This is a genomic window from Streptomyces sp. RLA131, from assembly GCF_056270125.1.
Genome location: NZ_JBWDOQ010000002.1, coordinates 5159996 through 5185988 on the forward strand (window position 1 = coordinate 5159996; position 25993 = coordinate 5185988).

The 25993-nt window shown below is 70.2% G+C and carries 19 protein-coding genes; 11 read left to right on the forward strand and 8 right to left on the reverse strand.

All coding sequences use genetic code 11. The annotated features are described in order from the left end of the window. The first annotated feature begins 16 nt into the window (after positions 1-16). The gene (gene xylA, locus RWE79_RS24505) at positions 17-1189 is read left to right on the forward strand and encodes a xylose isomerase (RefSeq protein WP_475942206.1); all 1173 of its coding nucleotides are present in this window, start codon (positions 17-19) and stop codon (positions 1187-1189) included. Between the two features lie 52 nt (positions 1190-1241). Here xylA and RWE79_RS24510 read toward each other — a convergent pair whose 3' ends face one another. Further along, positions 1242-2621 carry a hypothetical protein gene (locus tag RWE79_RS24510; RefSeq protein ID WP_475942207.1) on the reverse strand — a complete coding sequence of 460 codons (1380 nt, stop codon included), beginning with the start codon at positions 2619-2621 and terminating at the stop codon, positions 1242-1244. Between the two features lie 206 nt (positions 2622-2827). Here RWE79_RS24510 and RWE79_RS24515 point away from each other — a divergent pair, with 206 nt between their 5' ends. The 4 genes from RWE79_RS24515 to RWE79_RS24530 all read left to right on the forward strand — a co-directional run bounded on the left by RWE79_RS24515 (position 2828) and on the right by RWE79_RS24530 (position 7612). After that, positions 2828-4273, forward strand: coding sequence for an ABC transporter permease (locus tag RWE79_RS24515; protein ID WP_475942208.1), 1446 nt, complete (start codon positions 2828-2830; stop codon positions 4271-4273). 165 nt (positions 4274-4438) lie between these two features. Then, the gene (locus RWE79_RS24520; RefSeq protein WP_475942209.1) at positions 4439-5170 is read left to right on the forward strand and encodes an ABC transporter ATP-binding protein; all 732 of its coding nucleotides are present in this window, start codon (positions 4439-4441) and stop codon (positions 5168-5170) included. Between the two features lie 244 nt (positions 5171-5414). Beyond that, the gene (locus tag RWE79_RS24525) at positions 5415-6872 is read left to right on the forward strand and encodes an ABC transporter permease (RefSeq protein WP_475942210.1); all 1458 of its coding nucleotides are present in this window, start codon (positions 5415-5417) and stop codon (positions 6870-6872) included. 50 nt (positions 6873-6922) lie between these two features. Continuing rightward, positions 6923-7612 carry an ABC transporter ATP-binding protein gene (locus tag RWE79_RS24530; protein ID WP_475942211.1) on the forward strand — a complete coding sequence of 230 codons (690 nt, stop codon included), beginning with the start codon at positions 6923-6925 and terminating at the stop codon, positions 7610-7612. 105 nt (positions 7613-7717) lie between these two features. On the opposite strand, the gene RWE79_RS24535 is transcribed toward RWE79_RS24530, so the two are convergent. Further along, the gene (locus RWE79_RS24535; RefSeq protein WP_475942212.1) at positions 7718-8731 is read right to left on the reverse strand and encodes a LacI family DNA-binding transcriptional regulator; all 1014 of its coding nucleotides are present in this window, start codon (positions 8729-8731) and stop codon (positions 7718-7720) included. A gap of 326 nt (positions 8732-9057) precedes the next feature. On the opposite strand from RWE79_RS24535, the gene RWE79_RS24540 reads away from it, so the two are divergent. After that, on the forward strand, positions 9058-12372 hold the full coding sequence (locus RWE79_RS24540) for a S8 family peptidase (protein ID WP_475942213.1): 3315 nt from the start codon (positions 9058-9060) through the stop codon (positions 12370-12372). Positions 12373-12653: 281 nt separating this feature from the next. Then, a complete protein-coding gene (locus RWE79_RS24545; RefSeq protein WP_475942214.1) occupies positions 12654-16025 on the forward strand; it encodes a S8 family peptidase in 3372 nt (1123 codons plus the stop codon). Between the two features lie 76 nt (positions 16026-16101). On the opposite strand, the gene RWE79_RS24550 is transcribed toward RWE79_RS24545, so the two are convergent. The 3 genes from RWE79_RS24550 to RWE79_RS24560 all read right to left on the reverse strand — a co-directional run bounded on the left by RWE79_RS24550 (position 16102) and on the right by RWE79_RS24560 (position 18888). After that, positions 16102-16851 carry an SCO6745 family protein gene (locus RWE79_RS24550; protein ID WP_475942215.1) on the reverse strand — a complete coding sequence of 250 codons (750 nt, stop codon included), beginning with the start codon at positions 16849-16851 and terminating at the stop codon, positions 16102-16104. An 82-nt stretch (positions 16852-16933) separates the two neighbouring features. Next, positions 16934-17899 carry a D-alanyl-D-alanine carboxypeptidase family protein gene (locus tag RWE79_RS24555; RefSeq protein ID WP_475942216.1) on the reverse strand — a complete coding sequence of 322 codons (966 nt, stop codon included), beginning with the start codon at positions 17897-17899 and terminating at the stop codon, positions 16934-16936. Between the two features lie 260 nt (positions 17900-18159). Further along, the gene (locus tag RWE79_RS24560; RefSeq protein ID WP_475942217.1) at positions 18160-18888 is read right to left on the reverse strand and encodes an N-acetylmuramoyl-L-alanine amidase; all 729 of its coding nucleotides are present in this window, start codon (positions 18886-18888) and stop codon (positions 18160-18162) included. A 170-nt stretch (positions 18889-19058) separates the two neighbouring features. Between RWE79_RS24560 and RWE79_RS24565 the strand changes: the two genes are divergently transcribed. The 3 genes from RWE79_RS24565 (at position 19059) to RWE79_RS24575 (ending at position 22684) form a co-directional block, all read left to right on the forward strand. Then, positions 19059-19724 (forward strand): hypothetical protein, encoded by a 666-nt coding sequence (locus RWE79_RS24565; RefSeq protein WP_475942218.1) that lies wholly within the window; start codon positions 19059-19061, stop codon positions 19722-19724. 19 nt (positions 19725-19743) lie between these two features. Next, positions 19744-20391 (forward strand): hypothetical protein, encoded by a 648-nt coding sequence (locus tag RWE79_RS24570; RefSeq protein WP_475942219.1) that lies wholly within the window; start codon positions 19744-19746, stop codon positions 20389-20391. A 193-nt stretch (positions 20392-20584) separates the two neighbouring features. Then, on the forward strand, positions 20585-22684 hold the full coding sequence (locus tag RWE79_RS24575; protein ID WP_475942220.1) for a restriction endonuclease: 2100 nt from the start codon (positions 20585-20587) through the stop codon (positions 22682-22684). A gap of 416 nt (positions 22685-23100) precedes the next feature. Here RWE79_RS24575 and RWE79_RS24580 read toward each other — a convergent pair whose 3' ends face one another. Together RWE79_RS24580 and msrA are read right to left on the reverse strand one after the other, a co-directional pair. Beyond that, positions 23101-23694, reverse strand: coding sequence for a DUF3885 domain-containing protein (locus RWE79_RS24580; RefSeq protein WP_475942221.1), 594 nt, complete (start codon positions 23692-23694; stop codon positions 23101-23103). Further along, the gene (gene msrA / locus RWE79_RS24585; protein WP_475942222.1) at positions 23691-24350 is read right to left on the reverse strand and encodes a peptide-methionine (S)-S-oxide reductase MsrA; all 660 of its coding nucleotides are present in this window, start codon (positions 24348-24350) and stop codon (positions 23691-23693) included. The genes RWE79_RS24580 and msrA overlap by 4 nt, the downstream gene beginning before the upstream one ends. A 136-nt stretch (positions 24351-24486) precedes the next feature. Here msrA and RWE79_RS24590 point away from each other — a divergent pair, with 136 nt between their 5' ends. Then, positions 24487-25650, forward strand: coding sequence for a cystathionine gamma-synthase (locus RWE79_RS24590; RefSeq protein ID WP_475942223.1), 1164 nt, complete (start codon positions 24487-24489; stop codon positions 25648-25650). A 54-nt stretch (positions 25651-25704) separates the two neighbouring features. Here RWE79_RS24590 and RWE79_RS24595 read toward each other — a convergent pair whose 3' ends face one another. Then, complete coding sequence (locus tag RWE79_RS24595) at positions 25705-25944, reverse strand: hypothetical protein (RefSeq protein WP_475942224.1); 240 nt, start codon at positions 25942-25944, stop codon at positions 25705-25707. Between the last annotated feature and the right edge of the window lie 49 nt (positions 25945-25993).

Consider the following 25993-nt stretch of genomic DNA (forward strand, 5'->3'; position numbering starts at 1 on the left):
AATAGGAGCCGCAGCGATGAGTTTCACCCCCACCCCCGACGACAGGTTCACCTTCGGTCTGTGGACCGTCGGCTGGCAGGGCCGCGACCCGTTCGGCGACGCGACCCGCCCCGCCCTCGACCCCGTCGAGACCGTCACCAAGCTGGCCGGGATGGGCGCCTACGGCGTCACCTTCCACGACGACGACCTGATCCCCTTCGGGTCCGACGAGGCCGCCCGCGAGTCGCACATCAAGCGCTTCCGCCAGGCCCTGGACGCCACCGGCATGAAGGTGCCGATGGCGACCACCAACCTCTTCACGCACCCCGTCTTCAAGGACGGCGCCTTCACCGCGAACGACCGCGACGTGCGCCGCTACGCGCTGCGCAAGACCATCCGCAACATCGACCTCGCCGCCGAACTGGGGGCTCGGACGTATGTCGCCTGGGGCGGCCGCGAGGGCGCCGAGTCCGGCGCCGCCAAGGACGTACGGGTCGCCCTGGACCGTCTCAAGGAGGCCTTCGACCTGCTCGGCGAGTACGTCCTGAGCCAGGGCTACGACCTCAGGTTCGCCGTCGAGCCCAAGCCCAACGAGCCGCGCGGCGACATCCTGCTCCCCACCGTCGGCCACGCCCTGGCGTTCATCAACGAGCTGGCCCACCCCGAGCTCGTCGGCGTCAATCCCGAGGTCGGCCACGAGCAGATGGCGGGGCTGAACTTCACCCACGGCATCGCCCAGGCCCTGTGGCACGGCAAGCTCTTCCACATCGACCTCAACGGCCAGTCCGGCATCAAGTACGACCAGGACCTGCGCTTCGGCGCCGGCGACCTGCGCTCCGCCTTCTGGCTGGTCGACCTGCTGGAGTCGGCCGGCTACTCCGGCCCCCGCCACTTCGACTTCAAGCCCCCGCGCACCGAGGACTTCGACGGGGTGTGGGCGAGCGCGGCCGGCTGCATGCGCAACTACCTGATCCTCAAGGACAAGGCCGCCGCCTTCCGTGCCGACCCCGAGGTCCAGGAGGCGCTGAAGGCCTCCCGCCTGGACCAGCTGGCCCGCACCACGCTGGGCGAGGGCGAGTCCCTCACCGACCTGCTCGGCGACCGTTCCGCCTTCGAGGACTTCGACGTCGAGGCCGCCGCCGAGCGGGGCCTCGCCTTCGAGCAGCTCGACCAGCTCGCCCTGGACCACCTGCTGGGCACACGCGGCTGAACCGCCCTGTCGGGCGGGCCCGTACCCCGGGCCCGCCCGGCGGCGGCCGTGATCAGGCCGAATCGCCGCTGTCGGTGCTGCCGGTGGACTTCGCGCTGCTCGCGAAGCCGGCCTTGAGCTTCTTCAGCTCCTTGTCGGAGACGGTCCTGGCCCAGGCGTCCGGCACGCCCCGCACGGTGTGGTTGCTGTAGCGGGAGGCCGAGTAGGTGGCCCTGCAGGTGAGCGAGACCTTGCCGTTGGCCTTCATGGTGCGGTGGAAGACACAGTGCTTGACCTTGCGGCCGTCGAGTTTGACGTCGATGGTGATGACCGCCTGGACCGATTCGCCGGTGCCGGAGTCCAGCGGGTCGTAGACCAGGTTCCTCAGGGTGAACCTGGCGGTGCAGCTGTAGTTGCCGCAGGGGCTGAAACGGGCCTTCCCGCTGGTGGAGAAGGTCACGTTCGGGTCGACAGCACTCGTGAGGGCGCCCAGGTCCTTCTTGTACGCCTTGGTGAATCCCGACCGTTCGACACCGGTCAGCTCGGTGACCGTGGCGTCCGCGTCGTCCGGCAGCGCCACCGGTCCGGTGGAGTCCGAGGTGCCGGGCGACGCGGTCGAGGACGACGACGAGCCGGCCGCCTGGACGCGGACCAGGGTGTGCGGCGTGGAGACGGTGACGTAGTAGCGCGCCTCGGGGGTGTAGAGGCGCTGGGCCCGCACCCCGTCCAGGATCGTCTCGGTGCCGGGGGTGACATGGCCGCGGTTGGCGGCGTCACGCATCAGCTGGGCCAGGTTCGCCGGGGCCAGCGGCGTGGTGAGGGCGGAGGCGTCGGGGAGCTCGACCGCGGAGTCGAGCCAGTGGTCCGAGAAGCGGCCGACGGTGGTGTCGGAGTAGTCCTGCGCCTTCCAGTAGGCCTTGCCGGCCTTCATCAGATGGTTGTCGTCCGCGGTGAGCAGCCGGACGGTGTGCTTGCCCGAGGTCAGCGAGCCCCGGCTCCATCCCGCGCCGTTGGACTGCAGGCTGAACTTCGAGACCTTGTCGTCGCTGTCGGTGAACCGGCCCTCGTACGAGACCACCTGGGCCCCCGCCAGGGTGTCGGCCGCGGCCCGCAGCGAGGCCTCGGCGATCTTCGCCGGGTCCTTGGGCGAGGACAGCACGGACGGGTTGCCGGCCGGGGTGCCGGCGGAGTCGCTGCTCCAGGGGCTCCAGATGAGAAGCCCGGCGACCACGGCGGCGGTCGTGAGGCCGGCGACTATGAGAACCGGTCCGCGCCGGCGCGGCGGCGGTCCACCGCCGAACGGCGGGTGCGGCGGGTAGGCCGGCGGCGGATAGGCGGGCGGCGGCGGCGAGCCCATCGGGTAGACGTGCGGGGGCAGTTGCGGATGCGACTGCGGAGGCAACTGCGGAGGCGGGCCATAGCCTCCGGAGTTCCACGGTGTTTGGTCTGACATGTCGGATTCTCCCCAGATCACAGCGGCGCGCGCGCCCTACTTTCATACCCGCGTTAGGGCGGTTCTCATACAGCGGCTGACCTTCTCATGCGCCCCACATGCGCGGCTCAGTCTTCCGTAAACATCTGTCCATAGCTTTTCACCGTGGCCCCGCACGGGCTGTCCTGCAACCCACTGTCCCCATGGGGCGAGACGCGAGGATTGACATGTTTCTCATCTATCTCAGGCGTGAGCTGCGCCGCCGTAAGAAGGCGGCCCTGGTCATCTCCATGGGTCTCGCCCTCGGTATCGCCCTGGTCATCACGGTGAACTCGGTGTCGGCAGGCATGTCGCAGGCTCAGGGCAAGGTGCTGGAGTCGCTGTACGGCCTGGGTACGGACATGACCGTCACCAAGGCGCAGACGGCGACGGCCGCGAGCAGCGGCGCCCCGAAGTTCGACTTCGATGCCCAGAGCAGCAGCAAGAAGAAGCAGAGCTCCGACAACGTGCGGGTGCAGGGCTTCCAGTCGCTGGCCTCCTCGGTCGTCGGCAAGGTCGCCGCGCAGACCGGTGTCGCCGACGCGATCGGCGGCCTCAGCCTCAACGTGACCAAGGTCAACGGCTCCTTCACCCAGGGCCAGGCCAAGTCCACCACCGGCAGCGGCAACAGCCAGGGCGGCCCCGGCGGCAGCTCCACCGGCCAGCCCCAGGTCCAGGGCGGCGGCGCCAACTTCAGCGTCAACAGCTACACCGTCTTCGGCACCGACGTCAGTGACCTCGACCTCGGCCCGCTGACCACCTCCAAGATCACCAAGGGCCGGACCTTCAAGTCCACGGAGACCAACGGCAAGGTGGCGGTCGTCGACAGCGCGTACGCCAAGACCAAGAAGTACACGGTCGGTGAGACGGTCACGATCAGCGGCACCAAGTTCAAGATCATCGGTATCGCCACCGCCGACAGCGGCTCCTCCACGGCGAACGTCTACATCCCGCTGAAGCAGGCGCAGACCCTCGCGGACTCCAAGAACAAGGTCACGACGATCTACGTCAAGGCCACGGACTCCAAGAAGATCGACACCGTCAAGGCGACCATCCAGAAGAACATCTCCGGCACCACCGTCACCACCTCCTCCGACCTGGCCTCGACGGTCTCCGGTTCGCTCTCCACCGCCTCCAACCTGGCGACGAGCGTGGGCAAGTGGCTCTCCATCGCGGTCCTGATCGCCGCCTTCCTGGTCGCGGCCCTGCTCACCTCCTCCGCCGTCAGCCGCCGGGTCCGTGAGTTCGGCACGCTCAAGGCGCTGGGCTGGAAGTCCGGCCGGGTGACCCGTCAGGTCATGGGCGAGGCCTTCGTCAACGGCCTGCTCGGCGGCGCCCTCGGCATCGCGCTCGGCCTGGCCGGCGCCTACACCGTCACCGCCATCAGCCCGACCCTGAGCGCCTCGCTCGGCTCCACCTCCTCCGGCGGCGGCCAGGGCGGCCCCGGTGGCGGCGGCCCCGGCCAGCAGACGGCCTCCAAGGCCATCGACATCGCGCTCACCGCTCCGGTCAGCCTCAACACCATCGCCATCGCGGTCGCCCTCGCCGTCGCGGGCGGTCTGATCGCCGGCACCTTCGGCGGCTGGCGTGCCTCGCGGCTGCGCCCGGCCGACGCGCTGCGCCGCGTCGAGTAGCCGAAGGCCGTACGGCCTCACGAGACCGGGTCCGGGCCCCCTCCATCCCCCCGGGGGGCCCGGCCCCAACCCCCTCCCCCCGGTCCCGTGACCCGCGGACCCGCGGCCCCGAAGACCAGCAGACACCCCAAGACTTCAAGACGATCGCAACCCTGGAGCCATCCCATGTACAAGCTGAGCGGCGTGACGAAGCAGTACTCACGCGGTAAGGAGACCGTGCACGCCCTGCGCGGTATCGACCTGGTCATCGAGGACGGCGACCAGGTCGTCATCCAGGGCCCCACCGGCGGCGGCAAGTCCACGCTGCTCCAGATGCTCGGCGCCCTCGACCGGCCGACCGCCGGCAGCGTCGAACTCGACGGTGTCGACCTGGCGAAGCTGAGCGAGACCAAGCTGACCCGGCTGCGCGCCGAGAAGATCGGCATCATCTTCCAGAGCTTCAACCTCATCCCGACGCTCACCGCCCAGGAGAACGTCGAGACCGCCCTGGTCCCGATGGGCACCAAGCCCGCCGAGCGCCGCCGCCTCGCCGCCGAGGCGCTCGCCTCGGTCGGCCTCGGCGAGCGGCTGCACCACCTGCCGGGCGAGCTGTCGGGCGGTCAGCAGCAGCGCGTCGCCATCTCCCGCGCCCTGGTCAAGAAGCCCAAGGTGCTGCTCGCCGACGAGCCCACCGGCGCCCTCGACGAGGGCACCCGCGACGAGATCCTCGCCCTGCTCGACGGGCTGTGGAAGGAGTACGGGCTGACCTTCATCATGGTCACCCACGACTCCCACATCGCCAAGAGCGCGCAGCGCCTGGCCACCATCAAGGCGGGCCAGGTCACCATCACCGACCAGACCGCCCGGCAGGTTTCGATCCCGGCGCAGACGCGGCACGAGGCCGCCCCCGCGCACTGAGCGGACCGCGTCGCGGCCGCCCCCAGCCCCATGACAGCGCGCCGGGACCGCTCTGAGACCGCAATGAGCGGGTTCTGAGCGGCGTATGAGGGTTTCTCATCAGCCTCTCATCCACGCCTCACACGTTCATCACAGCTGATTCCTACCGTCGCCGAAACGGGAGGGAGGCAACTCAACCTGCCTCCCTCCCGTTCCACATCCTGAATAGACCCCCGCAACAGGGGCGGCATCGGCGAGGAATCGCATGTTCTTCACATATCTCCGGCGTGAGCTGGCCCGCCGCAAAAAAGCGGCGATCGTCATTTCGATGGGCCTGGCCCTCGGAATCGCGCTGGTCATCACCGTCAACTCGGTCTCCGCCGGTATGCAGCAGGCCCAGGGCAAGGTTCTGGAGTCGCTGTACGGCCTCGGGACGGACATGACCGTCACCAAGGCGGCCACCCCGGCAGCGGGCAGCTCCGGCCAGCCCCGGTTCGACTTCGGCGCGCGCGACGACAGCAAGAAGCAGAGCAGCGACCGGGTCACGGTCCAGGGCTTCCAGTCGCTGAAGTCCTCCGTGGTCAGCCAGGTCGCCGCCCAGAGCGGGGTCAAGAAGGCGGTCGGCGGCCTGAGCCTGAACGTCGTCAAGGTCGACGGCACCTTCGACCGGGGCACCTTCTCGCAGGCCCCCGGCACCGGCGGCAACAACCGCCAGGGCCAGGGCGGCGGCAACGGCGGCCAGCAGCAGGGCCAGGTCCAGGGCGGCGGCGCCAACTTCAGCATCAACTCCTTCAGTGTCTACGGCACCGACGTCAGCGACCTCGACCTCGGCCCGCTGACCTCCTCGAAGATCACCAGCGGCAAGACGTTCACCAGCGCCGACACCAACGCCAAGGTCGTGGTGCTCGACAAGTCGTACGCCAAGACCAAGAAGCTGACGGTCGGCAAGACCGTCACCATCAGCGACACCAAGTTCAAGATCATCGGCATCGCCACCGCCGACAGCGGTGACTCCGCCGCCAACGCCTACATCCCGCTGAAGCGGGCCCAGACGCTGGCGGACTCCAAGAACAAGGTCACGACGGTCTACGTCCAGGCCAAGGACTCCAAGAAGATCGACTCCGTCAAGGCGACGATCCAGAAGAACATCTCCGGCACGACCGTCACCACCTCCTCCGACCTGGCCTCGACGGTCTCCGGTTCGCTCTCCACCGCCTCCAGCCTCGCCACCAACGTGGGCAAGTGGCTCTCCATCGCGGTCCTGATCGCCGCCTTCCTGGTGGCCGCGCTGCTGACCTCCTCCGCCGTGACCCGCCGGGTCCGTGAGTTCGGCACGCTGAAGGCGCTGGGCTGGAAGTCCGGCCGGGTGACCCGTCAGGTCATGGGCGAGGCCTTCGTCAACGGCCTGATCGGCGGCGCCCTCGGCATCGGCCTGGGCCTGGCCGGCGCCTACACCATCACCGCCATCAGCCCCACCCTCACCGCCTCGGTCGCTTCCAGCTCCGGAGGCGGCGGTCAGGGCGGCCCCGGCGGCGGCCCCGGCGGGCCCGGCCGTCAGGCGGCCTCCAAGGCGCTGGAGATCGCCCTCGAAGCACCGGTCAGCGTCAACACCATCATCCTGGCGGTGGGCCTGGCAGTGGCGGGCGGTCTGATCGCCGGCACCTACGGCGGCTGGCGCGCCTCGCGCCTGCGCCCCGCCGACGCGCTGCGCCGCGTCGAGTAACCGCCGCTCCCCGCAGGCCTTTTCCTCTTCAGGAGTTCAGGAGTCACCACATGTACAAGCTGAGCGGCGTGACGAAGCAGTACTCACGCGGCAAGGACACCGTGCACGCCCTGCGCGGTATCGACCTGGTCATCGAGGACGGCGACCAGCTGGTCATCCAGGGCCCCACCGGCGGCGGCAAGTCCACGCTGCTGCAGATGCTCGGGGGCCTTGACCGGCCGACCGCCGGCAGCGTCGAACTCGACGGTGTCGACATCGCCCGGCTGAGCGAGACCAAGCTGACCAAGGTCCGGGCCGAGAACATCGGCATCATCTTCCAGAGCTTCAACCTCATCCCGACGCTCACCGCCCAGGAGAACGTCGAGACCGCTCTCGTACCGCTCGGCCTGAAGGTCTCCGAGCGCCGCAAGCGCGCCGCCGAGGCCCTGGCGTCGGTGGCGCTGGAGGAGCGGCTGCACCACCTGCCGGGCGAGCTGTCGGGCGGTCAGCAGCAGCGCGTCGCCATCGCCCGCGCGCTGGTCAAGAAGCCCAAGGTGCTGCTCGCCGACGAGCCCACCGGCGCCCTCGACGAGGGCACCCGCGACGACATCCTCGCGCTGCTCGACGGGCTGTGGAAGGAGTACGGGCTGACCTTCATCATGGTCACCCATGACTCGGCCATCGCCAAGCGCGCTCCCCGGGTCGCCACCATCAAGAAGGGCCTGATCACGGTCTCCGAGCGGGCCGCCGCCAAGAAGTAGGCCCCGGGCGTACCCCAGTACTCCGGAAGCCCCGTCACGGCGGTGACGGGGCTTCCGGCCTGATCAGGTACGCACGGCCGCGGCCCGGCTGCGGCATCGCTGGGGTCAGGCGTGGCCGGGTGCGGGTCCGCTGCTGGCGCGGACCGTCAACTCCGGCTGGAGCAGCCGTACTTCTTCCTTGAGCCGGCCCTCGATCTTGGCGATGACCAGTTCGACGGCCCGCCGCCCCATCTGCTGGGCGGGGATGGCCACCGAGGTGAGCTGGGGCGCCGACTGGGTGGCGACCGGCTCGGGGCAGATGGCCACGACCGACACGTCCTCGGGCACGGCGCGGCCCTGCTGGCGCAGCAGGGCGAGCAGCGGCCCTATGGCGGCCTCGTTCTGGACGACCAGGGCGGAGGTGCCGGGGCGTTCCTCGAAGATCCGGGAGACGGTGCCGGCGGTGGACTCGTAACTGCCCTCGCAGGGGCGGTGGATGAGCCGCAGTCCGCGGTTGGCGGCGCGGGAGCGCAGGCCCTGGAGGGTCCGTTCGGCGAAGCCGGTGTGCCGCTGGTAGACGGCGGGGGCCTCACCGAGGAAGGCGATGTCGCGGTGGCCGAGGTCGGCGAGGTGGTCGGCGCACAGCGCGCCGGTCGCCTCGAAGTCGAGGTCGACGCAGGTGAGCCCGGCGGTGTCGGCGGGCAGCCCGATCAGTACGGAGGGCCGCTCGGAGGCCTGGAGCAGGGGGATCCGCTCGTCCTCCAGTTCGACGTCCATGAGGATCATCGCGTCGGCCAGCCCGCTGGCGGCGACCCGGCGGACTGCCTGCGGTCCCTCCTCGCCGGTGAGCAGCAGCACGTCGTGCCCGTACTGGCGGGCGGTGGTGGCCACGGCGATGGCGATCTCCATCATCACCGGCACGTACATGTCTGTACGCAGGGGCACCATGAGCGCAATGATGTTCGAACGGCTGCTGGCCAGTGCGCGGGCCCCCGCGTGCGGGTGGTAACCGAGCTCCTGGATACTCTGCTCCACCCGGCGTCGCGTGGTGTCGGAGATCGACCGCTTGCCGCTGAGGACGTACGACACGGTGCTTGCGGAGACTCCGGCGTGCCGGGCGACCTCGGCGAGGGTGACCATCCAGATTCTCCGTCCAGCCGAGCTCAACAGGTGAAGCGCTTCGATACCAGACCGTAGACCGGTCCGGGTCGGGTGTCCAGAGGGGAGTCGAAGCGCTTCGACGACACGCTTCGACGACGCTGCCGCGCGAGCGTTTTCGCCGTGGGGTCAACCGCCGCTTTCTTGGCGGGATGTTGACAGTGTGACTATTGAGATTTTAGTAAAGTACTTACATAGTATGTATGTAATCGGGGGCCTTGTGGGGGGATCGCCATGGGGGATCACGGTGGCGTGCGCGCCCCGGCACAGGACTCTCGTGTCTGCAGACGACGACACCAGGGGATAAGTTGCACGCAGGTTGGAGAAAGGCGCGCGCGATAGCGCTCGCGACGGGGGTGGCGGCGGCACTCACCGCCTCCGCGGCCATCACGCCGGCAGGGGCGGCGGCCGCACAGAAGACGGCCGGGTCGCTTCAGACCGGCAAGCAGTCCAAGGTCACCTGGATCACGCTGATCACCGGCGACCGGGTCGCGGTCACCGGCAAGGGCAGGGTGCTGGGTGTCCAGCGGGCCCAGGGCCGCCAGGACGTGGTGATCTCCACGCGCAAGATCGACGGTCACACCTATGTGATCCCGCAGGACGCGGCCCGGCTGATCGCCACCGGCAAGGTGGACCGCCGGCTGTTCGACATCACGACGCTGAGCCGCGCCGAGTACCGCAGGGCGCAGGCCAAGGGCCTGGGCTACATCGTCTCCTACAAGGGCGCGGACCCGGACGCCAAGGCCGAGCTCCACCAGGCCGACGGCACCGATGTGACGCACACCTACCGCAAGCTGAACGCCGAGGCCGTCACCGCGGGCAAGCAGGACACCGCCTCGGTCTGGGACGCCCTCACCAACGAGCCCACCAGCGGCACGCCCTACGCCACCGCCGAGTCGGGGCTGAAGACGGTCTGGCTGGACGCGGTGCAGAAGGCCGCCGACCTCGACTGGAGCCGCACCCAGATCGGCGCCCCGACCGCCTGGGACGCCGGCTACGACGGCACCGGCGTGAAGATCGCCATTCTCGACACCGGCATCTACAAGGCGCACGCGGACCTCAACGGCACCAAGGTGGCGGCCGAGAAGAACTTCTCCGACGCCACCTCCGTGACCGACAATTTCGGTCACGGCACCCACGTCGCCTCGATCGCGGCCGGCACCGGCACCAAGGACGCCGCCTACAAGGGCGTCGCCCCGGGTGCGCAGCTGCTCAACGGCAAGGTGTTGGACGACGACGGCTACGGTCAGGACTCCTGGATCCTCGCGGGCCTGGAGTGGGCCGCGACCTCGGGTGCGAAGGTCGCCAACCTGAGTCTCGGCGGCACCGACACCCCCGGCACCGATGTGCTGGAGTCGGCCGTCAACACCCTGTCCGCCGACTACGGCACGCTCTATGTGATCGCCGCCGGCAACGAGGGCGACGGCGCGGGCACCGTGGGCTCGCCCGGCAGCGCGGACGCCGCGCTGACCGTCGGCGCGGTCGACAAGGACAGCGCGCTGGCCGACTTCTCCTCGCGCGGTCCGCGCGTGGGCGACGGTGCGATCAAGCCCGATGTCACCGCCCCCGGCGTGGACATCACGGCCGCCGCCGCGCCCGGCTCCCTCATCGACACCGAGGTCGGCGAGAACCCGGCGGGTTACCTGACGATCTCCGGTACGTCGATGGCCACCCCGCACGTCGCGGGCGCCGCCGCCATCCTGGCCCAGGAGCACCCGAGCTGGACCGGCCGGCAGATCAAGCAGGCCCTGGTCTCCTCCACCACCGACGGTGACCGTGGTTACACGGTCTTCCAGCAGGGCACCGGCCAGGTCGACCTGACCAAGGCCATCACCCAGACCGTCACCGCCGACTCCTCGCTGAGCTTCGCCACCGCCCAGTGGCCGCACACCGACGACACGGCCGAGACCAGGACGCTCACGTACGCCAACACCGGCGACACCGACGTCACCCTCGACCTGGCGGTCAACGGCACCAACCCCAACGGCGGTTCGCTGCCCTCCGGTTTCTTCACCCTCTCCGCCGACTCGGTGACCGTCCCGGCCGGTGGCACCGCCACCGTCGACGTCACCGCCGACCCCAACGCGGGCACGGTCCTCGGCGCGTACAGCGCGTACATCACCGGCACCTCCGCCGACGGCCAGGCGGTCCGTACCGCCGCCGCCATCACGCGTGAGGTCGAGTCGTACACCCTGACCCTCAAGCACGTCGGCCGTGACGGCAACGCCGCGGCGACGTACGACACCTGGGTCATGGGCCAGGACGGCGAGGTCGCCGACGAGGTCTTCGAGGCGGATGGCACCGTCGAACTGCGGCTGGCCAAGGGCACCTACGCCCTGGACAGCCTCATCTACAAGGCCACCGGCTCGACCCTCAGCAGCGCGGACATCATCGTCCGGCCGAAGGTCTCGCTGACCGCCGACACGACCATCACCCTTGACGCCACCAAGACCAAGGCCGTCAAGATCAAGGTGCCGGACAGCAGCGCCAAGCTGGTCGGCGAGAGCCTGAACTACCAGACCGACAACGGCACCGGCGCCTACGGCGGCTGGAACCTGCCCACGTCCAACGTCCGTACGCTGCACAGCGGTTCGGCGCTGACGGCCAGCACCTTCATCGCCAACATCGCCAGCACCTGGAAGGACGGCGGCAAGGAGTACAACACCTCCGCCGACCGGACGAAGAGCTTCTTCAGCGGCTACAGCCACACGGCGAAGGCCTCCGAGTTCGCGAAGATCACCACCAAGGTCGGCTCGGTCAAGAACAGCACCTACGGTGTCCTGCTGACCTACAACGAGTGGGGCGCGGGCGGCCCGGCCTCCCTCACGCCGAGCAAGCTGCCCTTCACCCGGACCGTCTACGTCACCGGCAAGGGCAACGAGTGGGACCAGGTCTTCGCCCAGACGTCCAAGGACCTGACGGCCGTCAAGTCGTTCTACGAGGTCGAGCCCAAGTCGTACACGGCCGGTAAGAGCTACACCCGTTCCTTCAACATCGGCGTCTTCGCGCCGGTGGTGGACACGGACAACGGCATCTACCGCGTGGACAACGACATCTTCGCCTACGTCGGTCTGTTCACCGACGGCTCGGGCCACGACGGGGCCTCGCTCTACGACTCGGCGAAGACCACGCTGTACCGCAACGGCACCAAGCTGAAGTCCTACAGCGGCTCGGTCGACGAGGTCGAGTTCGACGGTGTTCCCGCGGCGAAGGCCACGTACAAGCTGACCACGACGGTCTCGCGGGCCGGGATCGCCTCGATCGGCAGCAAGATCGTCTCCAGCTGGACGTTCTCCTCCGCGAAGACCGACTACGCCAAGCTGGCGGCCTCGACGGTCAAGTTCAGCCCGTCGCTGTCGACCTCCAACAGCTCCAAGGCCAAGGCCTCGGTCAAGATTCCGGTCAAGGTGCAGGGGTCGGGCGCGGGTTCGAACCTGAAGTCGCTGAAGGTGTACGTCTCCTTCGACGGCGGCAAGAACTGGACCAAGGTCACCGTGAAGAGCGGCAAGATCACGGTGAAGAACCCCAAGGCCGGTAAGTACGTCTCGCTCAAGGCCAACGTCACCGCCAAGAACGGCAGCACGCTCAGCGAGCAGCTGATCAACGCCTACGTGGCCAAGTAGTCCCACGCGGGCCACGGCCCGTAACGAAAAGAGCGGCCCCGGACCTTTCCCAGGTCCGGGGCCGCTCGGCGTCTCCGGAGCCGTACGGCCGGGGCGCTGGGCTCAACTGGCTTGATTTGAACGCCTGTTCCTGTAGCGACTCTTGCGGTTTATGAGAAAACCATTACATACTGAGTATGCAATCGGGGGTTCGGTGGGGGGTCGCTCGTGGGGGAACATCGCGAACGTGCGCGCCTTGAAACGGGCTCCCGTGTGTCCAGACGACGACACCAGGGGAAAAGTTGCACGCAGGATGGAACAAGGCGCGCGCTGTCGCGCTCGCAGCGGGGGTGGCGGCGGCACTGACCGCCGGAGCCGTGTCGCCCGCGGGGGCCGCGGGGGCCACCGCGCAGCAGTCGGCAGCCGGCAGGACCGGCGCCACCGCATCCGCCCGCCAGGGCGCGGCGACCACGTGGATCACACTGATCACCGGTGACCGGGTCGGGGTGAACGCCAAGGGCAAGCCCGTCGCCATCAGACACGCCGCGGGCCGCGAGAAGATACCCGTCCAGATCCAGACCACGGACGGGCACACCTACGCGATACCGCTGGACGCCGCCCGGCTGATCCAGAAGGGCCGGGTCGACCGCCGGCTGTTCGACGTGACCACCCAGAGCCGCGCCGAGTACCGCAAGGCGCAGGCCAAGGGCCTGGGCTACATCGTCTCCTACAAGGGCGCCGACCCGGACGCCAAGGCCGAGCTCCACCAGGCCGACGGCACCGATGTGACGCACACCTACCGCAAGCTGAACGCCGAGGCCGTCACCGCGGGCAAGCAGGACACCGCCTCGGTCTGGGACGCCCTCACCAACGAGCCCACCAGCGGCACGCCCTACGCCACCGCCGAGTCGGGGCTGAAGACGGTCTGGCTGGACGCGGTGCAGAAGGCCGCCGACCTCGACTGGAGCCGCACCCAGATCGGCGCCCCGACCGCCTGGGACGCCGGCTACGACGGCACCGGCGTGAAGATCGCGATCCTGGACACCGGCGTCGACAAGGACCACGAGGACCTGGCGAGCCAGGTCGTCGATGTCCAGAACTTCTCCACCGCCGACAACACCGACGACCACTTCGGTCACGGCACCCACGTCGCCTCGATCGCGGCCGGCACCGGCGCCAAGTCGGGCGGCACCTACAAGGGCGTCGCCCCGGGCGCGCGGATCATCGCCGGCAAGGTGCTGGACGACGACGGCTACGGCCAGGACTCCAACATCCTGGCGGGCCTGGAGTGGGCCGCGACCTCGGGTGCGAAGGTCGCCAACCTGAGCCTCGGCGGCACCGACACCCCCGGCACCGATGTGCTGGAGTCGGCCGTCAACACCCTGTCCGCCGACTACGGCACGCTCTATGTGATCGCCGCCGGCAACGAGGGCGACGGCGCGGGCACCGTGGGCTCGCCCGGCAGCGCGGACGCCGCGCTGACCGTCGGCGCGGTCGACAAGGACAGCGCGCTGGCCGACTTCTCCTCGCGCGGTCCGCGCGTGGGCGACGGCGCGATCAAGCCCGATGTCACCGCCCCCGGCGTGGACATCACGGCCGCCGCCGCGCCCGGCTCCCTCATCGACACCGAGGTCGGCGAGAACCCCGAGGGTTACCTGACGATCTCCGGTACGTCGATGGCCACCCCGCACGTCGCGGGCGCCGCCGCCATCCTGGCCCAGGAACACCCGAGCTGGACCGGCCAGCAGATCAAGGCCGCCCTGGTCGCCGCCACCACCGACAGCGGCGCCGGCTACACGGCCTTCCAGCAGGGCACCGGCCAGGTCGACCTGAGCAAGGCCATCAAGCAGACCGTCACCGCGAAGCCCGGCTCGACCAGCCTGAGCTTCGACACGGCCGTCTGGCCGCACACGGACGACGCCAAGCAGACCAAGACCCTGACCTACACCAACACCGGCACCGAGGCCGTCACCCTCGACCTCACCGCCAAGGGCACGGACCCCCGGGGCGACGCCGCTCCCGCCGGCTTCTTCGCCCTCTCCGCCTACGCGGTCACCGTCCCGGCCGGCGGCAGCGCCGACGTGGACCTGACCGTCGACACCACCCTCGGCGGCGACGTCAACGGCGCCTACAGCGCGTACGTCATGGCCGTCGGCCCGGACGGACAGGCCGTCCGTACGGCGGCGGGCGTGACCCGCGAGGAGGAGTCGTACAACGTCACGGTCAACCACCTGGACCGCGACGGCAAGGCGACCGGCATCTACGACACCGAGCTGGTGGGCCTGTCCGGCAGCGAGACCGGCAACTTCATCCCGGTCTACGACGCCGACGGCACCGCGACCGTCCGGGTGCCCAAGGGCCGCTACCTGCTGAGCAGCAACGTCTTCGTCGGTGACGGCACCACCTGGCAGGGCGCCGACTGGATCAACCAGCCGAACCTCACCGTCAGCAGCGACACCGACGTCACGGTCGACGCCCGCACCGCCAAGCCGGTCGACATGACCGTGCCGGACAGCGGGGCCGCCCCGAAGTTCGCCGCGCCGGACTTCTCGATCCAGGCCGGCGACTTCACCGCCGACTTCGGCTGGTGGCTGGAAAGCTACGCCGGCTTCCGCACCGCCCACCTCGGCCCGGCGGTCGCCGCCGGCACGCTGCACGAGACGTACGCGGGCACCTGGACCAACGGCACGAAGCGCTACGACCTGGCCTACGGTCGTAGCAAGACCAAGCTCGCGACCGGCTACACCAAGCACGCCAAGAAGTCCGAGCTGGCCAAGATCGGCGTCAAGGCCGGCACCTCGGTGAAGGGCAAGAAGGGTCTGCTCTTCGTCTCCGGCATGACCTCGGGCAGCAGCGGCGGCAGCAGCGTCGGCTTCACCAAGAAGCTCCCGTACACCAACACCGTGTACGTCAACGGCGGATCGTCGGTGAAGTGGAACTTCGAGTTCATCCAGCTCGACAGCAGCGGCGACAACTTCGAGACGGACTACGGCACCGCGTCCACCGCGTACAAGGCCGGCAAGAGCTACAGCAAGACCTTCAACGTCGGTGTCTTCGGCCCCAAGGTCGGCGGCTTCTACGGTCTCTACCGCGCCGGCAACGAGATCTACGGCTTCGTCCCGCTGCTGGCGGACGGCTCAGGCCGGGCGGGCTTCTCGCTGTACGACAAGGCCAAGACCACCCTGTACCGCAACGGCGCGAAGGTCGGTTCCAACACCGACCCGGTCACCGGTGAGCCCTTCACCGTCCCGTCGGGCAAGGCGAAGTACAAGCTCACCACCTCGCTCACCCGCAGCGGTGTCGCGGCCGTCAGCACCAGGGTGACCGCGGCCTGGACCTTCACCTCCAAGAAGACCTCGGGTGAGGTGAAGCTGCCGGCCTCGGCGGTGAAGTTCAGCCCCTCGCTGAGCACGGCCAGCACCTCCAAGGCCAAGGCCAGTGTCAAGGTGCCGGTCAAGGTCCTGGGCTCGGCCGCCGGTTCGAACCTGAAGTCGCTGAAGGTGTACGTCTCCTTCGACGGCGGCAAGAACTGGAAGAAGCTCACCGTCAAGAAGGGCAAGGTGACGGTGAAGAACCCCAAGGCCGGCAAGGGCGTCTCCTTCAAGGCCAACGTCACCGACAAGAAGGGCAACACGCTCTCCCAGGTGATCTACAACGCGTACCTGGCCAAGTAGGGCCGAGCAGGCAGGCCTGAACGGCGAGCGGCCCCGGACCCCGTACCACAGGGTCCGGGGCCGCTCCATGTCCGCGCTACCCCTCCAGGGCCGTCAGCCGCTCCCGCAGCTCCGCCAGCTCGCCCGCGTCCAGCGCCTCGGCCGCCGCCCGCCCGAAGGCCTCGTCGGTGGCCCGGTGGGCCGCCCGCCAGCGCTCGGTCAGATCAGGGATCCCGGCGGCCCGCGTCAGCAGCGCGTCGGCGTCCTGCTCCGGCCAGCCGGTGCGCAGCAGCCGCCCGCGCCCGCCGGACGGGTCGGCGGTGACGGCGTCCGGCACCCCGACCCCGTACGCCCGCAGGCTCGCGAAGTGCAGGCCGCCGCGCAGCTCGCGCAGCAGCATCACGGCGAAGGCCAGGGCTCCGGCGGCGCTCTGCGGCCGGGCCGCCGCCCGCCAGCCGGCGAAGAGCGGCAGCGCGCTGGCGTCGGCGCCGTCGGTGACGCGGAAGGCCAGCTCGGCGGTCCGCTCCGGCTGCGCGGCCCCGGCCAGGTGCTGCTTGCCCCAGGCGTCGATGACCCGGGTGTACGCGGCCACCGCGTCGGGCGCCGAGATGCCCTTGCCGGCGTCGGCCGCCCAGTCCGCCAGCCAGGCCGGGAAGATCCCGAACAGTTCCTTGAGCACCACGCCCGACAGATCCCCCACCACCGCCGAGCGCCCCCGGAAGTACAGCGCCCGCCCGGGCAGCCCGAGCCGGGTCTCCTCCTCCGCCAGTTCCTGCGAGGTCATGAATTTCGCCCCGACGCCCACCACGGCGGCCTCCGTCGCCACCGCGAACTCCGTGCCCGTCACGTGCCCTCCCCGTTTTCATGGAAGAACCCCGGACCGCATGGTCCGGGGTTCCTTGTCCCGTAGTCCCGCGAACAGGCGGAGACTAGTCGTTCTGCGCGCCCGCCGGGAGCGAACGCAGCTTCATGGTGGTGGCGGTGGTGCTCGACGAGCTGGTGCCGAAGGCGTAGTCCAGCATCTTGGCCGCGTCCTTGTAGCGGGCCGTGGTGCTGGTGCTCTTCAGCAGGACGCCGACTATGGTCCGCCCGTTGCGCGTCGCGGCGAAGATGAAGCACGGACCGGCGACCGAGCCGGTGCCGGTCTTTATGCCGATGGCACCGTCGTAGGAGCCGAGCAGCTTGTTGGTGTTGTACCAGGTGTACGTGCGGGTGCCACCACTGCTGGTGGGGGCCTTCTGCACGGACTTCTGCGACTTCACGACCGTGCGCAGGGTCTTGTACTTCAGCGCCTTGACGGCCAGCTTGGTCGCGTCGCTGGGCGTCGTGTAGTTGTTGCCGTTGGCCGATATGCCGTCGAACGAGTCGTACTTCGTCTTGGTCATACCCAGCGTCGCGGCCTTGCTGTTCATCTTCTTGATGAACGACTTGGTGCGGGCCGCGACGGTGCTGCCGCTGCCGTAGGTGTCGGCCAGGGCCATGGCGGCGTCGCAGCCCGAGGGCAGCATCATCGCGTACAGCAGCTGCCGGACGGTGACCTTGTCACCCTTCTTCAGGTCGGCCGTGCTCGCACCGCTGGCGGTGACGTAGTCGCGGTAGGCCTGCTTGATGGTGACCTTCTTGTCGAGGTCCAGATTGCTCAGGCCGAGGACCACCGTGGCCGTCATGACCTTGGTGGTGCTCGCCATCTGCCGCTTGGTGTCGGCGCTCTTGCTCCACAGCTTCTTGGCCGCCGTGCTGTCGTACAGGTAGGCGCCCTTGGCGGATACCGAAGGGGCGGCGGTGACCGTGGCGGCCGCCTGCGCCGGTGCGACGACCGGGGCTGCGACAACCACAACGCCGGACGCGAGAGCAGCCGCACCGAACCGGCGGACCCCCGTGATCCCGAGTCTCAATGCATCTCCTGGAATCGGATCGATGGACGGTGGAATGTGCGTCCACATCCTGGCATTCACGGGATCGTCATATAACCGGCGGGGTGGGATTGGCCGGATCGGCAAAGGTCGGAGCGGTTGCGGCGGTTGCGGCGGTTGCGGCGGTTGCGGCGCGTGGCGGCGCGTGGCGGTCGCGGCGCTCGTGGCGGTCGCGGACAACCGGGGCCGGCGCGCTCGCGGGGCCCGCGCGCCTCCGGAGCGGATGGACGCGCGGGTGGGCGTCAGCGCCGGGCTCGCTTCGCGGCGTCCCCGCGGACGACGGCCAGCCGCGCGTACATCGTCCCGCCCGGGCAGTCGGTCCCCATCCAGTCCCGGTGCCCGCCCAGCGTCGTGACCTCGCGCTTCGCACCACTTGTCGGGTTGGTGTACTGCGTCCTGGCGGCCGGGTCGAAGTCATGGAAACGGGACATCGCCGCGACCAGCCGCACCAGCGCCGCCTCGGCCGCGCCGGTCGGCGCCCGGTCCACCAGCTTCCCGAGCAGCGCGATCCCGAGGTTGCCCGAGTTGAAACCGGCCACATGGAACCCCGTCACCACCCGGCCGTGCCGGTCGTGCCCGGGGAGCCCGTCACCGCCGGACCAGCGGCCCTCGTAGATCCGGCCCGACTCGTCGATCAGGAAGTGATACCCGATGTCGCCCCAGTCGTTGGTGACGGCGTGGTGTTCGTAGATCGCCCGGACCGTCGCCGCCGGGTCCGGATCGTCGTTGGCGGTGTCCGTGTGATGTACGGTCATCGCCTGCGCCGGGTGGTAGACGGTCGGCGAGTTCTCCGAACCGTCGGCCTTGAACCGCTTGTCCTCGTCCGCCCCCCACTGGGCGCGCGGCACGTACTCCACGTCGTACGCGACCGCGCGCGGCCCCGCGGCAGCCCACGCCGTCGTCGGCACGAGGGCTGTCCCCACGGCCGCTGCTCCGGCGGCTCCGATCACTGTCCGGCGTGAAATCGACATGGGGCCAGGGTAGGAAGATAATTCTTGAAATATAAGGCAAAATGCCACAATCTCACCCAAATGGGTTGTGCGGCTCACTCGTCGGCCGGATCGCGCGGCTGAGGCACCGTCATGAACCCCGGCCACCGCGGTCCCCCGGGGCCGTCGGACCCGTCCGGCAGGATGTTCCCATGACCTCGATGTCCTCAATGACCACAGCGGGCTCACCGGCCACCCGCGCCCGGCCCCCGGCCCTGCTGCTCCTGCTCCCGCTCCTCGCCCTCACCGCCTGCGGCACGGTCACGGCCACCGGATCGGCCACCGGCACCGGCGATGTGGCGGCCCGCTTACGGGCCATGGGCTCGGCCCGCAGCCTCGTCTACGTCACCGACGTCGCCGGCTACGACCTCGCCCGCCAGTCCGTCGGCGTCCACGGCGACGACGGCTTCCAGAGCACCTACTACTCCACGGCCGACGGCGGACAGATACAGCTCACCGTCGACCGCGGCACCCTCGACGCCGCCAACTGCCCCGCCACCCCCATCGACCCCGCCTCCGGCGACACCGTCCGCTGCGAGCGCGAGGGCGCCGACTGGTACCGCGCCACCGCCGACGCCCACGAGTACGCCGTCTCCGTGCGCGGCCACGTCCTGCGGCTCACCGCCAAGCCCCTCCACGTGTCCCGCGCCACCCTGCGCAAGGCGGCCCGCGCCGCCCACCACGCCGGCGACCGCGAACTCGACGCCCTCCTCCCCGAACTCCCCGCCGTCCCCGACCGCACCACGCCCGTCGAGCGCGGCGACCTCCCCTCCTCCGGCGACGGCGCCCCGAACAATGAGGTGGGAGTCGGCGGTTGACCCTTGGTACGGTCCCGCCATGCCTGACGCTGTCACCCCCGACGACCTCCAGCACGCCGTCCGCCTGGCCCTGACCACCCTGCGCGCAGCCGACGGCGCGGACTGGTCGGCCAAGGCCGGCTCCCTGGACTGGGACTGCTGGGAGACCGTCGAGCACCTGGCCGACGACCTCTTCTCGTACGCGGCCCAACTCGGCCCCGCCGCACCGCCGCTGGACGCCCCCGTCCCCCTCGCCTGGACCGAGCGGCGCGCCGGCGGCCCGGCCAACGTCATCTTCGCCGACCGCCGGGCCGGCCCCGCCGGCCTCCTCCAGGTCCTGGAAGCCTGCGCGGCCCTCCTGACCGCCGTCGTGCGCACCACGCCCCCGGCCGCCCGCTCCCACCACGTCTTCGGGGTCTGCGACCCGGAGGGCTTCGCCGCCATGGGCATCGTCGAGACCCTCGTCCACACCCACGACCTCGCCCAGGGACTCAGCCTCCCCTGGACCCCGCCCGCCGACCTCTGCGCCCGCGTCCTCGCCCGCCTCTTCCCCGACGCCCCCACCACCACCGCCCCCTGGCCCACCCTCCTGTGGTCCACCGGACGCACCGACCTCCCCGCCCACCCCCGCCCCACCACCTGGCGCTGGGAAGCCACCCCGAAGCCCGACCGACGCCACCAGGACTGAACCCGCCCCGCCGGCCGGCCGGGGAGGTCGGCCTGCCTCGTCCTGCCCTGCCCGAGCGGCGCCTGTTCCGGAGGTTCCCAGGAGCTCTGCCGACGCGTCGCGCCACGGACTAGAGTTGTCCCGTTACTGCTGGTTGTGGGGCCGGCGCGCGGTTCGGGGGACACCGAGGTCCCCAGGGGAGGGCCTGTACTGCATGAGTCGTCGCTCCAACGGGTTGATCGGTGTCTGGGCCGAGGCACAGCGCCAGCAGCAGCGGCAGCAGGAAGCACAGCGTCGGGTGCAGACGCAGCACCAGCGTGAGCAGGAGCGACAGCAACGGGCGTACGAACGTGATCTCGCCCGCAGTCAGCGCGAGCAGCAGGCCGCCTACCGGCAGCACAGGGAAGCGGACGCGCGGCGCCGTACCGAGGAACTGGACGCGAGGGTCCGGGCCTTGACGGGCCTGCTGGCTGCCGGATGCCGGGCTCCGGCGTTCAGGACGGCGTCGCTCGCCCGTACGGAGCGGATCGAGGCGTTCGCCCCCGGCCGGCTCGCCTCCCCCGTCCCGATGCCGGATCCGAACCAGTACCAGGCCCAGAGCGGAGGCTGGACACTCGGGCCGAACCGCCGGGCCCAGGCCCAGGAGGAGGCGCGGGCACGGTTCGAACGTGACTGTCAGGCGGCTCAGGCCGCGGAGGCCCAGCGCCAGCAGCAGCTGGCGGCGTACCGGCAGCAGTACGACCGGTGGGCCGACGCCCGGCTGGCGGAGATCCGCCGGCACAACGACGGCATCGCGGAGATGGCCGCAGCGCTTCGGGACGGGGATCCTGACACGGCGGTGGAGTACTTCTCGGCCGCGCTGTACGCCTCCACCGCATGGCCGGAGGATCTGCCGCGCCAGGTGTCCGCCGGGTACGACCCGGCGGCCCGCCAGCTGGTGCTGAACTGGGAGCTGCCGAAGTACGACATCGTTCCGGAGACGAAATCCGTGCGGTACATGCCCACCGCCGACCAGGACAAGGAGACGGCCCGCCCGGCCGCGCAGCGCCGGGCGCTGTACCGGGACATGCTCGCGCAGTGCGTGCTGCTGACTCTGCGCGAACTCTTCGCGGCGGATGAGTTCGGCGTACTGGACTCGGTCGCGCTGAACGGTTTCGTGGACGACCACGACCCGGTGACCGGCAGACGGGCCCATGTCTTCCTGGCCACCGTCATGGCCGCCCGCTCAGCCTTCGGCGGAATGCATCTGGAACAGGTCAACGCCGTGGACTGCCTGGTCGACGGGCTTCGGGGACAGCTGTCCCCGCGTCCCGACCAGCGCGCGGCGGTACGGCCGGGGCGGGTCCCCGGCGATCTCGGCGGCGGTGTCGTCTCGCACGGAGGCGACGAGGAACCGGATCTCCACGAGATGGATCCGATCGCGTTCGAGTCGCTCGTCGCCGATCTGTTCCGTGCCATGGGGATGCAAGCGGTGATGACACAGCGCTCGAACGACGGCGGAGTGGACGTCGACGCGATGGATCCGACACCGATCCGCGGCGGCAAGATCGTCGTTCAGGTGAAGCGGTACCGCAACACCGTGCCGCCGACGGCCGTCCGCGACCTGTACGGCACCGTCCAGGACGCAGGGGCCAACAAAGGTGTCCTGGTCACCACCTCCGGCTTCGGTCCTGGCTCGCACACGTTCGCCAACGGCAAGCCGCTGGAACTGGTGTCGGGCAGCGAGCTGGTCGACCTGCTGCACCGCCACGGGCTACGAGGCCGGCTCGGCCAGGGCGGGCAAGCGGTGCCCCCACAACGGACAGCGCCGGATACGGCCGACCCGGCCGCCGATCACAATGTGCTGGGCATGTCGTGGTCGGGGCACGTCGCCCTGGACGTGTGCGCTCTGGTGTGCCACGGCAACCAGGTACTCAGCGACGACCACTTCGTGTTCTACAACAACCCCCGGACCCCGGACGGTTCGGTGCGCGCGGTGCCCAGTGCCTCACCGGACAAAGCCGCGATCCGGGTGGCGTTCGACGCCCTGCCCGCGAGAGCCGACCGGCTCGTCCTCGTCGCCGCGATCGATCCGTCGGTCAATCCGCAGGCGGACCTGTCCGGCTTCACCGATGCCGGTATCCGGCTGCTGGACACCTCCGGCACGGAACTCGACCGTCTGCCGGTCTCCGACGGTCGCTCCGGGGAGACCGCCCTGGTTCTAGGCTCGTTCCGCCGTCGCGCAGGCGGCGACTGGGACTTCGTCATCGGAGGCAAGGGCTACACCGGTGGCCTCGAAGGGCTGATCCAGGAGTACGGCATCAACGTGTCGTAGCCCAGGCACCGCACCGCACTGTCCGGCACAACAGCTGCGGAGTCGTACGTGCCGCCGTGTCGCGTCTGACGGTGACGGCAGCCGCTCGGCATCGTGTTGACTGCGGCGTGCGGGACGAAGGAGAGCCGGGCTTCGTCCATGCGGATGGTCACGTCCAGTTTCGCGTCGAGTGCTCCCGGCAGGGCGCCCAGGAACAGAAGCGTGGCCGCGGCGCTCCGCGGCCGTGGAGCCGGCCGATGCCCGGCGCCGCACGTCATCGTGGACGGCTTGTCCCGTGCGATGGCGGGCCGTCCTACGGATGGCGCGCGGCTGACGGCGTGGCTACCGGCCGGGTCCCGTCCGTCGCTTCGGGTGCTGCTCACCTGGTCGTACGGCTGCACGAGCGGCGTGCCCCGGGCCCTGCGTCAGCCGTCGGCTCACAGGCCGGATGCGTGCCCGGACAGCCAGTCCGGGTGGCGGTCGCTCATGCGGTCGCGTTCCTCCGGGCTGGCCAGGATGGTGTCCGCGCCGCCGTCGTAGGGATGGTGGATCCGCCGCAGTTCGGTGTCGGTGATGAACACTTCCGTGAGTACGTCGTCGGCGACGGCCCGGAGCAGCGGGTCGATGCAGCCCCGCTGCCAGGGGCGGCGGTCGGCGTACAGGTGTGTACAGGTGTGGAATGCGGGATCGGGATCGTCCTGATCCTCGACGGTGAACCAACGGACGCCTTCCGGGTGGAGCGTCTCGCGTTCCGGAGGACGCCCGGGCCCGATCGGTGCTGGTGACCAGCCGACCGTGACCACGTAGACGTCCCGGCCGGCGAACAGTTCGTCGAGGACCGTGTTGTAACGGTCCAGAACGGTTCCGTATTCGCTCTCGGACTCCGGGTAGCGCTTCGAGCCCGGAAGGCTGTGGAAGCGCACCCAGCGGTCGGCGAAGGCGGTACGGAACTCATGAGCCACCGGCCCCTGCGACGGGTGCCGATCCTGCCACAGCGCTGCCAGACGCTCGATGCCGAACCCGGCACTCACCCTTCGACTCTGGCCACGCCGATCGGGCACGACTGGCCGGTGCCGCCGATGCCGCAGTAGCCGGCGGGGTTCTTGTCGAGATATTGCTGGTGGTACGGCTCGGCGGGGTAGAAGGGGCCGGCCGGGAGGATCTCGGTGGTGATGTCGCCGTAGCCGGCGCCGGTGAGGACGGGCTGGTAGGCGGCGCGGGAGGCCTCGGCGGTGGTGAGCTGCTCGGGGGAGTGGGTGTAGACCGCGGAGCGGTACTGGGTGCCGGTGTCGTTGCCCTGGCGGAAGCCCTGGGTGGGGTCGTGGGCCTCCCAGAAGACCTTCAGGAGGGTCTCGTAGGAGACCTTGTCCGGGTCGTACACGACGCGGACGGCCTCGGTGTGACCGGTGTGGCCGGAGCAGACCTCCTCGTAGGTCGGGTTGGCGGTGTGGCCGCCCTGGTAGCCGACGAGGGTGGTCCAGACGCCGGGGGTCTGCCAGAAGACGCGCTCGGCGCCCCAGAAGCAGCCGAGGCCGAAGTCGGCGACGGCGAGTCCGGCCGGGTAGGGGCCGGCGAGGGGGTTGCCCAGGACGGTGTGGCGGTCGGCGAGGGCGGACAGGGGGGTGACGCGGCCCGGAAGGGCCTCGTCGGCGGAAGGGAGTCGCGGGGTGTGACGGTTGAAGAGCATGCGGGCTCCCGTTCGGGGTTACGGACAGGCGCGGCGGGCGCCGCTGACGGATTAACGTACGGCCGGTGTTGCGGAATTCCCGTGGCTGACCTGGCCCGTACGACTCCGGGGCCCCGGGGCGACTACCCTCGGCGACATGACCGACAGCCACCAGCAGCAGCACCAGAACTTCGAGACCCTCGCCATTCACGCGGGGCAGGCCGCGGACGCGCAGACCGGCGCCGTGGTGACACCGATCTACCAGGTGTCCACCTACAAGCAGGACGGCGTCGGCGGGCTGCGCGGCGGCTACGAGTACAGCCGTTCCGCGAACCCCACCCGTACGGCGCTGGAGGAGAATCTCGCCGCGCTGGAGGGCGGCCGGCGCGGGCTCGCCTTCGCGTCGGGGCTCGCGGCGGAGGACTGCCTGCTGCGGACGGTCCTGTCCCCCGGGGATCACGTGGTGATCCCGGACGACGCGTACGGCGGCACCTTCCGGCTCTTCGCCAAGGTCGCCGAGCGGTGGGGCGTGCGGTGGTCGGTGGCCAACACCTCCGACCCGGCGTCGGTACGGGAGCAGCTCCGGCCCAACACCAGGGCGGTCTGGGTGGAGACCCCCAGCAACCCGCTGCTGGGGATCACCGACATCGCGGTGATCGCCGACATCGCGCGGCACGCCGGTGCCCGGCTGGTCGTCGACAACACCTTCGCCAGCCCGTATCTGCAGCAGCCGCTCGCGCTGGGCGCGGATGTGGTCGTCCACTCGACCACCAAGTACATGGGCGGTCACTCGGACGTCGTCGGCGGCGCGCTCGTCACGGCCGACGCGGCGCTCGGCGAGGAACTGGCCTACCACCAGAACGCGATGGGCGCGGTGGCCGGGCCGTTCGACGCCTGGCTGGTGCTGCGGGGCATCAAGACCCTGGCTGTGCGGATGGACCGGCACAGCCAGAACGCCACGAAGGTCGCGGAGCTGCTGGCCTCCCACCCCCGGGTGGAGCAGGTCTACTACCCGGGTCTGCCGGAGCACGCCGGTCACGAGGTCGCCGTCAAGCAGATGAAGGCCTTCGGCGGGATGGTGTCCTTCCGGGTGGCGGGCGGCGAGGAGGCGGCGGTCGAGGTCTGCAACCGGGCGCGGCTGTTCACCCTCGGGGAGTCCCTGGGCGGGGTGGAGTCCCTCATCGAGCACCCCGGGCGGATGACGCACGCCTCGGTGGCCGGCTCCGACCTGGAGGTGCCGGCCGACCTGGTCCGGCTGTCGGTGGGCATCGAGTCGGCGGACGACCTGCTGGCGGATCTGCGGCAGGCGCTGGACGCGTAGTACCGGCCGCGTAGCGCCGATCGTGACGAACGGCTGGTCCGGGCGCGGCCCGGGTCAGCCGTTCGTCACGATCGGCGTGGTGCCGAGCGGGTCCGGGGCGGGCCACCACAGGCTGAGCAGGACGACGGTGGTGATCAGGGCGGCCAGCAGCAGCGCCCAGAGCACGGTGTGCGCGACGCGGCGGCGGCGCAGGACGCGGCGGCCCCGGTCGGCGGCGCGGGCGGCGAGGTCCACCGCGACGACCGGGTGCGGGGTGTCGAGCAGCCGCCGGACCTGCTCCTCCTTGCGGTCCATGAGGCCAGGGGACCGCAAGGAGGAGCGTGGGTCAAGAGGCCGTCGGCCG

Bases quoted from the DNA above. Each gene is read 5' to 3' on its own strand.
- RWE79_RS24595 (WP_475942224.1), bottom strand. From the start codon at position 25,944: ATGGACCGCAAGGAGGAGCAGGTCCGGCGGCTGCTCGACACCCCGCAC.
- RWE79_RS24570 (WP_475942219.1), top strand. From the start codon at position 19,744: ATGCCTGACGCTGTCACCCCCGACGACCTCCAGCACGCCGTCCGCCTG.
- msrA (WP_475942222.1), bottom strand. From the start codon at position 24,350: ATGCTCTTCAACCGTCACACCCCGCGACTCCCTTCCGCCGACGAGGCC.
- RWE79_RS24535 (WP_475942212.1), bottom strand. From the start codon at position 8,731: ATGGTCACCCTCGCCGAGGTCGCCCGGCACGCCGGAGTCTCCGCAAGC.
- RWE79_RS24510 (WP_475942207.1), bottom strand. From the start codon at position 2,621: ATGTCAGACCAAACACCGTGGAACTCCGGAGGCTATGGCCCGCCTCCG.
- RWE79_RS24565 (WP_475942218.1), top strand. From the start codon at position 19,059: ATGACCTCGATGTCCTCAATGACCACAGCGGGCTCACCGGCCACCCGC.
- RWE79_RS24590 (WP_475942223.1), top strand. From the start codon at position 24,487: ATGACCGACAGCCACCAGCAGCAGCACCAGAACTTCGAGACCCTCGCC.
- RWE79_RS24560 (WP_475942217.1), bottom strand. From the start codon at position 18,888: ATGTCGATTTCACGCCGGACAGTGATCGGAGCCGCCGGAGCAGCGGCC.
- RWE79_RS24575 (WP_475942220.1), top strand. From the start codon at position 20,585: ATGAGTCGTCGCTCCAACGGGTTGATCGGTGTCTGGGCCGAGGCACAG.
- xylA (WP_475942206.1), top strand. From the start codon at position 17: ATGAGTTTCACCCCCACCCCCGACGACAGGTTCACCTTCGGTCTGTGG.
- RWE79_RS24525 (WP_475942210.1), top strand. From the start codon at position 5,415: ATGTTCTTCACATATCTCCGGCGTGAGCTGGCCCGCCGCAAAAAAGCG.
- RWE79_RS24520 (WP_475942209.1), top strand. From the start codon at position 4,439: ATGTACAAGCTGAGCGGCGTGACGAAGCAGTACTCACGCGGTAAGGAG.
- RWE79_RS24515 (WP_475942208.1), top strand. From the start codon at position 2,828: ATGTTTCTCATCTATCTCAGGCGTGAGCTGCGCCGCCGTAAGAAGGCG.
- RWE79_RS24530 (WP_475942211.1), top strand. From the start codon at position 6,923: ATGTACAAGCTGAGCGGCGTGACGAAGCAGTACTCACGCGGCAAGGAC.